A 6,057-nucleotide genomic window follows, 5' to 3' on the forward strand; every position below is an offset into this window, starting at 1 on the left:
ATTATAGATTTTAGGTAAGAATGCAGCCATAGCGATCATTCATGGACAGATCCCCGACTTCTTTAAGAAGTCGGGGATCTATAATTTGGGATTTACCACTTTTATATAAACCAGAACTTAGGGAACACCAAAAAATAAATTACCCAATTTTGTGGGATGGGCATCCTGCCTGTCCTTGATGATTAGCAGGCAAGATGCCTGCACCACAAGAAATTTTTGGGTATTTTTTTAATTGGAAGTCCCTTAGGCAAAATACCTCTAAAACTCTCTTTATCTTCGTGTCCTTCGTACCTATGCCTTCGGCACGCTTCGCGAACGTGGTTCATTCTTTCGTAACTTGTGGGTAAGTCCTATTGGTCAAACTTACCCAAAAATCCCTGTTAAATCTCCTTTCTCCGTGTTCTCTGTGTCCTCTGTGGTTCGTTTTTCCTTTCTTACTACGTAAGGAAAGACCTATTACCAACTAAAACACCTTCAAAATTACGGTTTACCAGATTCATCAGTTGCTAGACTCAGATAAGCTAGTAAAGAAGATCCTTAAAAACTGAGTAAATATTCTCCACAGACTAACTACGTTGTAACTGAAATATGTTTGATGCACTATCTGACCGTTTAGAATCCGCCTGGAAAAAACTGCGAGGACAGGATAAAATCTCCCAATCCAATATACAAGACGCTTTACGGGAAGTGCGTCGGGCTTTGTTGGAAGCAGATGTTAATCTCCAGGTAGTCAAAGATTTTATTAGCGAAGTTGAAACTAAGGCACAAGGGGCTGAAGTTATCGCTGGTGTACGTCCTGACCAACAATTCATTAAAATTGTTCATGATGAATTAGTGCAGGTAATGGGGGAAGAAAATGTTCCCCTCGCAGAAGTTCCAGGTAAGACCACCGTTGTTCTTATGGCTGGTTTACAAGGGACAGGGAAAACCACAGCTACTGCTAAATTGGCTTTGCATTTACGAAAACAAGATCGTAGTTGTCTGCTAGTGGCTACAGATATATATCGTCCCGCAGCTATTGACCAGTTAATTACCCTTGGTAAGCAAATTGATGTCCCAGTATTTGAACTGGGAATTGAAGCAGACCCCGTAGAAATAGCCCGTCAAGGTGTGGAACGTGCCAGAGCCGAAGGCATAAATACAGTAATTATTGATACTGCCGGACGCTTACAAATTGACGAAGATATGATGGCGGAATTAGCCCGCATCAAAGAAATAGTCCAGCCCGATGAAACCCTGTTAGTTGTGGATGCAATGACCGGTCAAGAGGCGGCAAATCTCACGCGCACCTTCCATGATAAAATCGGTATTACTGGGGCAATCCTGACCAAAATGGATGGGGATAGCCGAGGTGGTGCGGCGTTATCTGTGCGGCAAATTTCCGGTGCGCCGATTAAATTTGTGGGTGTAGGGGAAAAAGTCGAGGCTCTGCAACCGTTTTATCCTGACCGGATGGCTTCGCGGATTTTGGGCATGGGGGATGTTCTCACCTTAGTTGAAAAAGCCCAAGAAGAGATAAATTTGGCAGATGCGGAGCAAATGCAGGAGAAAATCCTGTCAGCGAAATTTGATTTTACTGACTTTCTCAAGCAAATGCGGTTGTTGAAAAACATGGGTTCTTTGGGCGGAATTATGAAGATGATTCCGGGCATGAACAAGCTTTCTGATGACCAGTTAAAGCATGGAGAAAGCCAGCTAAAACGCTGTGAAGCCATGATCAATTCCATGACGGGCAAAGAACGCCGTGACCCAGATTTATTATCGAGTTCTCCCAGTCGCCGCCGTCGAATTGCTTCTGGTTCTGGTTACAGAGAAGCGGATGTAAGCAAACTGGTGGCAGACTTCCAAAAAATGCGATCGCTCATGCAGCAAATGGGACAAGGTGGTATACCAGGAATGCCCGGAATGTTTGGTGGTGGTAATCCCTTAGCCGCAGGTGGTAATCGCCCCTCAGCCGGCTGGCGTGGCTACCCCGGTGGCGCACCACCAGCGAAGAAAAAGAAAGAGAAAAAGAAAAAAGGTTTTGGGACTCTTTAGAATTTAAGCACAAAATCCCGGATTTCTTCCATAAATTCGGGATTTGCCAAATGCAATAACTACGGTGTTTGTTCAGGGTCTATCGCAAATCACTATAATTGTTAATATATTCGTCAGTGCTACTGCTTGTGTTCAAAACTTTATTTACCTTTGGTAAAATGGAGATTCAGATATGGTACAGCAACTTACACCACCAGAAATCAAACCAGAAATCATCTACCCTGATAGTGATGGCAACCCTATGTCCGATAATACTAAACAATATGAATGGATTGTTAAAATTAAGGAAAATTTAGAAATATTATTCGCCGCAAACAATGATGTATTTATAGCCGGTGATTTACTTTGGTATCCTGTAGAAGGAAGTGTAAAAACCAGACAAGCACCTGATGTCATGGTGGTGTTTGGAAGACCCAAAGGTGATAGAGGTTCTTATAAACAATGGCAAGAAAATAATATTCCTCCCCAAGTGGTATTTGAAATCCTATCTCCGGGAAATAGCACCAAAGAAATGGCCAAAAAAATCCTCTTTTATCAGCGTTATGGGGTAGAAGAGTATTATATATACAATCCAGACACAATTGAATTAACAGGATTTATTCTTGAACAAGAATGTTTAGAGGCAATTGAGGATATTAATAATTGGGTTAGCCCGCGTTTAGACATACGTTTTAAACTCACAGCAGATAACTTAGAAATTTATTATCCTCATGGCGCTAAGTTTCTCACATCTGTGGAATTAAATCAACGTGTCGAACAAGAAAAACAACGTGCCGACAAAGAAGAACAGCGTGCTGAACAAGAAAAACAACGTGCTGAACAAGAAAAACAACGTGCTGAACAAGAACATAAAAATTATCAAGACCTATTAGCAAAATTAGCAGCTAAAGGTATTGATATCAATAATCTCTAAAAAGGTGTTTTTGTTTACCATTGATGTTAGTGACAGAATTCCTGTGACTTTAGGTCAAGTTCGATCTTGGTCTTTGCGGAAATAAGCACGTAGTCTATGCTCTGATCAATAATTTATCAAAATTGTTTATAATGAATTAGTGCAGGTAATGGAGGAAAGATTGAGGTACTACAACTGTTTTATCCCGAAACGACGGGAACAGGGAAAAGGGAACGGAGAGAATATCTTTCCAACTGACAACTAAACTAATAGCCATTCACAGCTAGAAAGTGCTAAAATTAGCATTTCAGTGTTGGAAGTTGTGAAGGCGGGTATAATAATCCCAATCACTTTCTTATCAATCAGTTACAAACTCACTCACTAGGAACAGGAGAAACAGTTCTCAACATGATCAAATTGCGTTTAAAAAGATTTGGCAAAAAGCGCGAAGCAAGTTACCGGATTGTTGCTATTAACAATCTTGCCCGTCGTGACGGTCGCCCCCTAGAAGAACTAGGATTTTATAACCCCAGAACTGATGAAGTAAAATTAGATATTCCTGGTATTGTTAAGCGACTGCAACAAGGCGCTCAACCTACCGATACAGTTCGTCGTATCCTCGTAAAAGCTAACGTTTTTGAACAGGTCAGTGCAACAGCCGCATCATAGTCTTGAGATTAAATCCCTAACAACCAATCCCAATTATGTGGGGCTGGTGAAGTTTCTTGTGCAACCGTTTTTAGAATCTCCAGAATCTTTAAGCGTTGATTGTGAAATGTCTCAAACCCTTAAGCGGGCTTGGGTTCGCATTGCTTTTAACAGCATAGATAAAGAAAAAGTGTTTGGTCGGGGGGGACGAAATATCCAGGCAATTCGCACTGTAATTTCCGCAGCAGCAGAACTAGCTGGGCAATCAGTATACCTGGATATTTACGGCGGCAGTTCCCAAAGTCGAGATAGTATGTCTTTTGATGAAGACCAGGAAGAGCGGATACTACCACCCAAGTCGAAAGAAAGAGAGAGCAATATTCCCAAACCTGTTGTTAAACCACGTTTACGCTAGATCATAACTGGTCAGTTTAAATGGTTGATTACAGATTATTTTCTGGGAAAGATGGAGAAAGGGGACAACAAAATTGTCAAGTCTTGGCGAATATTTCCGTGTTCACTGCGGATTTACCAGCCAAGAATTAACAAATGTTGTCAGCCTATTTTCCAATATGGGAGGAGTCAGGAGTCAGGAGAAAGAAGAAAGAATAGTGTAGAAACTGCTGATAAATTGCTTGAGTTTTAGTTTTATTTAATAAGCCTTAATTAATAGAAAATTATAGAATTTTCAATTTACATTTAATATGGCGGTATGCACTTGAATGAGATACAAAATTTATCTAAAAAACCATACACCACAAGAGTTTCACCCCTGTTCCCTGTTCCCTGCTATAGGAAAATATTAATTTTGTTAAAAACCACCTTTCACCCAATTCAGCAATAATATGGCAGATGATTCCATAATTCAACTGCCTAGTATGTCCAGTGCGATCGCTCTAGCTGGTTATGGTGAGGCAAATATCAAGTTTTTATCACAACAAACAGGGGCTAACTTAGTCCTCCGGGGGCAAGAATTATTAATTTCGGGAACACCTAAACAGGTAGAATTAGCAAAGCGGTTAGTGCGATCGCTGGAAAATTTGTGGAGTAAAGGTAATAATATCTCTAGTGCCGATATTCTCACAGCCCGTCAAGCCCTCGATACAAATACAGAAGACCAACTCCAAGACCTACAACGGGATATCCTCGCCAAAACTCGCCGGGGTTTTGAAATTCGTGCCAAAACCTTTCACCAACGCCAATATATAGACGCACTTCGTAGACGTGATTTAACCTTTTGTATTGGTCCTGCGGGAACAGGGAAAACCTATCTCGCTGTAGTTATGGCAGTCCAAGCCCTACTCAGTAATCAATTTGAACGACTGATTTTAACCCGTCCCGCAGTCGAAGCAGGAGAAAAACTCGGCTTTTTACCAGGAGACCTACAGCAAAAAGTCAACCCCTATTTACGTCCCCTATATGATGCCATAAATGAATTCATAGACCCCGAAAAAGTCCCCAACCTAATCGAACGGGAAATCATCGAAGTCGCACCACTAGCTTATATGCGGGGACGGACATTAAATAACGCCTTTATCATCGTTGATGAAGCCCAGAATACCACACCGGCGCAAATGAAAATGGTTTTAACCCGATTGGGTTTTAACTCCCGCATGGTAATCACAGGTGACATCACCCAAACCGATTTACCACCCCATCAAAAATCAGGTTTAGATGTAGCCTTACAGATTCTCAGAAACGTGGAAGGAATCGCCATTTGCGAATTTTCTCAAAAAGATGTGGTTCGTCATCCCTTAGTGCAGCGGATTGTTGCTGCTTATGAAAAATACGAAACGTAGGGGCGCAGGGTCTGCGCCCTCTTGCCTTCTGGATTGTATTAGATCCAAAAAAACGCTATAAATCTGAAATTGAACACTAACAACTAAAAAATCAACACCTATGAGTACAACATTGAAAGAATTTTTAGAAGCTTGTGAAACCTTGGGAACTTTGCGCTTAATTGTCACCAGTAGCGCCGCTGTTTTAGAAGCTAGAGGAAAAATAGAAAAGCTATATTACGCCGAATTACCAAAAGGTAAATATGCGAATATGCACACCGAAGGCTTTGAATTTCATTTGAATATGGATATGATTCAAAAAGTGAAATTTGAAACAGGTGAAGCCAAAAGAGGAAATTTTACAACCTATGCGATTCGGTTTTTAGATGCAGAAGAAAAACCTGCATTAAGCCTCTTTTTACAATGGGGTAAACCCGGAGAATACGAACCAGGACAAGTAGAAGCTTGGCAACTTTTAAAAGAAAAATATGGAGAAATTTGGCAACCTTTAGCCCTAGTAGTCTGTCAACCCGAAAATGACGGGTGAAGGCAAGCAGGGGGAGAAGAGAGGCAGGGGAGGGAGGAACAGAAGTTTTTTCCGATTATTACCCGTCAAAATAAATTTGACAAACTACTAAAAGCCTTGTAATTTCGTAAGCTTCAGATCCCCGACTTCTCAAAGAAGTCGGGGATATTTAAATC

General features: G+C 41.1%; 5 protein-coding genes and 1 pseudogene. All 6 read left to right on the top strand.

Annotation, left to right across the window (positions count from 1 at the left end; genetic code table 11):
* Nucleotides 1-588: 588 nt before the first annotated feature.
* Nucleotides 589-2,037 (top strand): signal recognition particle protein, encoded by a 1,449-nt coding sequence (gene ffh / locus IQ228_RS18885; protein WP_193963923.1) that lies wholly within the window; start codon nt 589-591, stop codon nt 2,035-2,037.
* A gap of 172 nt (nt 2,038-2,209) precedes the next feature.
* A complete protein-coding gene (locus IQ228_RS18890) occupies nt 2,210-2,950 on the top strand; it encodes a Uma2 family endonuclease (RefSeq protein ID WP_193963925.1) in 741 nt (246 codons plus the stop codon).
* A 387-nt stretch (nt 2,951-3,337) separates the two neighbouring features.
* Nucleotides 3,338-3,598 (top strand): 30S ribosomal protein S16, encoded by a 261-nt coding sequence (rpsP, locus tag IQ228_RS18895; RefSeq protein WP_027403099.1) that lies wholly within the window; start codon nt 3,338-3,340, stop codon nt 3,596-3,598.
* Between the two features lie 7 nt (nt 3,599-3,605).
* The gene (locus IQ228_RS18900) at nt 3,606-3,992 is read left to right on the top strand and encodes a KH domain-containing protein (RefSeq protein ID WP_027403098.1); all 387 of its coding nucleotides are present in this window, start codon (nt 3,606-3,608) and stop codon (nt 3,990-3,992) included.
* Between the two features lie 430 nt (nt 3,993-4,422).
* Nucleotides 4,423-5,376 (top strand): PhoH family protein, encoded by a 954-nt coding sequence (locus IQ228_RS18905; RefSeq protein ID WP_053540860.1) that lies wholly within the window; start codon nt 4,423-4,425, stop codon nt 5,374-5,376.
* A 97-nt stretch (nt 5,377-5,473) separates the two neighbouring features.
* Nucleotides 5,474-5,902: pseudogene (locus tag IQ228_RS18910) on the top strand (ChuX/HutX family heme-like substrate-binding protein); the annotation flags it as partial.
* Nucleotides 5,903-6,057 lie beyond the last annotated feature (155 nt).

The sequence above is a fragment of the Dolichospermum sp. LEGE 00246 genome, from assembly GCF_015207865.1.
GTDB lineage: Bacteria > Cyanobacteriota > Cyanobacteriia > Cyanobacteriales > Nostocaceae > Dolichospermum > Dolichospermum heterosporum.